The organism is Aminobacter sp. P4_H6_2, from assembly GCF_056400805.1.
The window spans coordinates 1-4,529 of sequence record NZ_JBFUKO010000451.1; the positions used below are offsets into that span (position 1 = coordinate 1).

Sequence of the window (4,529 nt, forward strand, 5' to 3'; positions counted from 1 at the left end):
CCTCCGACATGCGCTCGAGATCATCGGGGAACAGCTCCTGGCCAAAGCTCATCGGCAGCTTGCCGAGACCATAGGCGGCGCGGGTTTCCTTTTCCCAGCCGCCGATCGCCATCGCGCCCGGCTCCGGCTTGACGTAGAAATTGGCATCGGGGTCGCGCAGGGTCGGCAGGTCGTCGGGCACCATTGATGATTTCTCGGTGACGAAATATTCGTGCTCGACAACGGTGATCGGTAGGTCGATGCCGGCGAGTTCACCAAGCTGGCGCGCCCACAGCCCGGCCGCGTTGACGACGATCTCGCAGCCGATCTCGCCCTCTGCGGTTTTTACGCCGGTGATGCGGCGATCCTTGATGGTGAAGCCGGTAACCGTCACGCCCTCGACGATGCGCACGCCCCCATTGCGCGCGCCCTTGGCGTAGGCGTGGGTCAGCGAATAGGGATCGACATGGCCGTCCGAGGCGATCCAGGTCGCGCCGCGCAGGTCCTTGGTGTCGACCAGCGGGAACAGTTTCTTGACCTCGTCGGGTCCAACCAGCTCCATGTCGAAGCCGTAGCTCTTGGCAGCGGTATGGGCGCGCTTCAGCTCTTCCCAGCGCGCGTCGGAGGCGGCAAGGCGCAGGCTACCGACATTCTTCCAGCCGACATCCTGGCCGGTCTCAGCCCCGATCTTAGCGCAAAGATCGGCGCTGTATTGCATCAGGCGCGTCAGGTTCACCTTGCTGCGCAGCTGCCCCATCAGTCCGGCGGCATGCCAGGTGGAGCCCGCTGTCAGCACGTTCTTCTCAAGCAGCAGGACGTCCTTTTCACCCATCTTGGCCAGGTGATAGGCGATGGAGGTGCCAAGGGCGCCGCCGCCGACAATGACGATGCGGGCGTGCGAGGGGACTTTGCTGGACATGCTTTGACTTTCCAAGGTGGGCTTGCGGCTGCGAGGAGATTTCAGGATTGCTCAGCCGGTGTTCGCCGGCAATTTCATCAGAGGTCGAGAACAAGCAGTGGTGAATTGGCGCGCGAACAGCAGACGGTGAGGAATTCGCGTCGTTCGTCTTGGGTGAGTGCGGTGTCGCGGTGGTCAGGCTCGCCCTCGAGGTAACCGACCATGCAGGAGCCGCAGATGCCTTGCCGGCAGCTCGTCTCGATGCGGTGGCCGGCCGCTGTCAGGGCCGCGAGCAGCGACTTGTCTTTGGGCACGTCGATGACCGCACCGCTCGAGGCGATCTTCACCTGGAAGGACCGGTCGCCCGCCTCAATCTTTTCCTCAGGCGCGAAGCTTTCGACATGCACCTGTTCGCGTGGCCAGTTTTCGGTCGCCTTGGCGAAAGCCTTGAGGAAGCCTGCCGGGCCGCAGGCATAGGCATGCACGCCGTCCGCCGCCTTACCGACGAGTGCCGCCATGTCAGGGCGCTTTGCCGGGTCATTGCCGTCGTGATGCAAGGCCGCGCGACCGGCCTTGACCTCATCGACAATGAATTCGCCGAACGCCGCTTCTTCCATGGAGCGAGCGCAGAAATGGGTGAAAAAACTCGCCTTGGCGGCCTTGAGATGATGGATCATCGCGATAACAGGCGTGATGCCGATGCCGCCGGCAATGAGGATATGGTGCCGCGCATCCGCGGCGAGAGGAAACCCGTTGCGCGGCGGATCGGCGCGAACCACAACGCCGCGCGAAAAGGCTTCCGCCACCTCCAGCGAACCGCCTTCGCCCTGCTCCTCGCGCTGCACGGCGATCCAGTATTCGGACGTCTGCGCGGGGTCGCCGCATAGCGAGTAGCATCTGGCACGGCCGCTCGGCAGGCGGAAGTTGAGATGCGCGCCAGCTTCCCAGGCCGGCAGGCGCTCACTATGGGGCGAGACCAGCCGATAGGCCGAGACCCTTGCGGTGAGCGCCCTGATTTCTGCAATCTGCAGCAGGATTTCCGGCCTGGAGAGCATGATGTGGCCTTGTCTTGGGAGGATCAGGCGCCCATCTGGCGGGCGTACCACCTGACGTAGCGGTCGACGTTCTGCTCCTTCAGCGGCGAGTAGGGGCCGGGCTGGAATCCGGGCGAGGTCACCCCAATCCACTGGCGCCGGCAGATCTCCCAGTCTTCCGACATCACCTCGTCATGGAAGGCCGCGACCTTTTCAGGGTTGTAGTCTCGTCCTTCGACGGCGGTCTCGTCGACCAGCCAATAGCCGCGCACGATGGTTTTGGTTGGCGAAACCGGGGTGATGCGCACCGTATGGGCATAGTCGGAATTGGCGTGGCACCAGAAGTTGATGTTGGTGTTGGCGCGCGCCGTGCCCATGTCGGGATCGGAGAAGCCGGCCATCAGCACGTTGCACACCAGCTGACCGTCGGGACTTTCGGTGACCATGCCCTTGCGCACCGGCGTGCGGTTGGCGCGGAACCATTCGGCCGTATAATCGGACGAAGTATTGACGCGGGCGGTATCGAGCCCGGCCTTTTCCCAGCGGATGGCGCAGTCGGCCAGGCGCTCCGATATCTCGTCCTTAAGGTCCGGATTGTCGTTTTCGGTATCGTACTGCACCGAGACATAACCGTGATGATTGGCCTCGCAGTGATAGCATTCACGGTTGTTTTCGACGACGATCTTCCAGTTCACGTCGAGCTCGTAGTCGCGGATCAGCGCGATCTTGGCGCGGTTCATGCCTTGCGATTTCAGGATCGGCGAGAGGTGGTCGCGCAGCTCGTGGAACGGGGAGGGCGTGTCGGACAGGTTGACGAAGATCAGCCCGTCGAATTCCTCGGCATGGACGMGCTTAAGACCATGTTCGGCCTTGTCGAAATCCTCGCCCATCATCGGTGCGCCGATCAGCGTGCCGTCATGGGCATAAGACCATGAGTGATAGGGGCAAACCAGCCTCGTCGCCTTGCCCGTTTCCTTGGTGCAGATGATGGAGCCGCGATGGCGGCAGACATTGTGGTGCGCATGCACCTTGCCGTCGCGGTCGCGCACCATCACCACCGGGGCTCCGCCGACATTCAGCGTCATGTAGTCGCCCGACTTGGGCAGCTCGATGGAATGTCCGGCGAAGAACCAGTTGTTGCGGAAAATCCGCTCCTGCTCCTCGGCGAAGATCTCAGCATTGGTGTAGAAGTCGCGCGGCAGGCCGTGACCGGGCCGATAGCCGTTGAGCCAGTGAACATTCATCGCAGCGCCTCCCAGTGCTTGTTTGAGGCAGATTAGAATTGTTCTTGTCTGGGTCGGCAAACGCGATTACCTTAGGGGCATACTAAGAAAAACTAATGGTACCATGACGACTGCCCGACCCCCGCTGAACTGGCTCCGGGCATTTGAAGCTGCTGCTCGGCTTGGAAGCTTTGCTGGCGCCGCCAGCGAGTTGAACGTCACCCCTTCGGCGATCTCACAACACATCCGGGCACTGGAACTGCGCCTCGGTAAGGAGCTGTTCGACCGCCATGCCAACGGCGTGAGGCTCACCGACCGTGGCCGTCGCTATGCCGAAGATCTCGGCCGCGCCTTCCAGATGATCGACGAGGCAACCGCTAAGCTTGCCGGGCGCGGTATGCGTGAAATGCTGGTCGTGCATGTACCAACCTCTTTTGCCAGCCAATGGATCGCACCACGGCTCGACTTGTTCCGCGCCCAGCATCCGACCATCGATCTGAGGCTGACCGCGCTCGACCACGGCGAAGGCAAGGTCGACGCCGCGATCGAGTTCGGCTGGGGCAACTGGCCCAAGCGCCAGGCGACGCTGTTGCTGCGCGACGAGACCTTTCCCGTCTGTGCGCCGAAATATGCCGCCGGTCTCACATCGCCTGACGACCTGCAAGCCGGGGATCTGCTGCATGTGCCAGGCTATGACGAGGACTGGGACAGCTGGCTGGCACATGCAGGCGTGAGCGGCGTCGACACCTCCGCCGGCTCGTTTTTCGACCAATCGATCATGGCGATCCGTGCTGCGATCGAAGGCAAGGGCGTGCTGCTCGGCAGGACCGCCCTGATCGAGCGCGAACTCGCCGCGGGCCTGCTCGTCGCTCCCTTCAAGCAGCGCCTTCGCGGTGCCGGCTCCTACTGGTTCTTGACCACGCCGCAGAAGGCGAAAACGCCAAAAGTCATCGCCTTCCGCGATTGGCTGATGAGCATGGTGCAGCCAACCGCCGCCGCCGAAGGTTGAACCTCAGCGCAACAAAAGCAGCTGTCGGCATATTTTATCATGTTGCATTTTGTGTGATTTATTGCCAATTTGTGATCCTGCTGTCTCGTTTGAGGCAATCGGCTCTGGTTGAAGATCGGGGTCGGGGAGGGCACATGAACGCACCGAACAAGCACGCGGACTTCAACGTCGAGACCTGCTGGCCCGGTGCGAAGGCATTGCCAGGCAGCTTGCCCAAGCCGGTCGGCTCAGCTTCGCCAGCCGAATTCCTGGTGCTTGTGCTGCCCGGTTTCTCGCAACTGTGCCTATCGTCGTTGATCGACCCGCTGCGGATTGCCAATTCCCTGTCAGGCCGCAGCCAGTTCAGCTGGCGGCTGATGAGCCTCGACGGCTTGCCGGTGGAATGT

At 62.3% G+C, this 4,529-nt stretch carries 4 protein-coding genes and 1 pseudogene; 2 read left to right on the forward strand and 3 right to left on the reverse strand.

Annotation, left to right across the window (positions count from 1 at the left end):
- The 3 genes from AC1DUU_RS24060 to AC1DUU_RS24070 form a co-directional block, all read right to left on the reverse strand.
- Positions 1-898 (reverse strand): NAD(P)/FAD-dependent oxidoreductase (locus AC1DUU_RS24060; protein ID WP_476785897.1); only part of this gene is annotated, 898 nt, incomplete at its 3' end.
- Positions 899-975: 77 nt separating this feature from the next.
- Positions 976-1,932, reverse strand: a complete 957-nt coding sequence (locus AC1DUU_RS24065) for a PDR/VanB family oxidoreductase (protein WP_476785898.1) — start codon at positions 1,930-1,932, stop codon at positions 976-978.
- 23 nt (positions 1,933-1,955) lie between these two features.
- Entirely contained in the window at positions 1,956-3,155 is a 1,200-nt protein-coding gene (locus AC1DUU_RS24070) for an aromatic ring-hydroxylating oxygenase subunit alpha (RefSeq protein WP_476785899.1), read from the reverse strand.
- Between the two features lie 103 nt (positions 3,156-3,258).
- Here AC1DUU_RS24070 and gcvA point away from each other — a divergent pair, with 103 nt between their 5' ends.
- Together gcvA and AC1DUU_RS24080 are read left to right on the forward strand one after the other, a co-directional pair.
- Positions 3,259-4,143 (forward strand): transcriptional regulator GcvA, encoded by an 885-nt coding sequence (gene gcvA, locus AC1DUU_RS24075; protein WP_476785900.1) that lies wholly within the window; start codon positions 3,259-3,261, stop codon positions 4,141-4,143.
- Between the two features lie 134 nt (positions 4,144-4,277).
- Positions 4,278-4,529: pseudogene (locus tag AC1DUU_RS24080) on the forward strand (hypothetical protein); the annotation flags it as partial.

Excerpts from the sequence above, each read along its gene's own strand:
- AC1DUU_RS24065 (WP_476785898.1), bottom strand. The coding sequence starts at position 1,932 with ATGCTCTCCAGGCCGGAAATCCTGCTGCAGATTGCAGAAATCAGGGCG.
- gcvA (WP_476785900.1), top strand. The coding sequence starts at position 3,259 with ATGACGACTGCCCGACCCCCGCTGAACTGGCTCCGGGCATTTGAAGCT.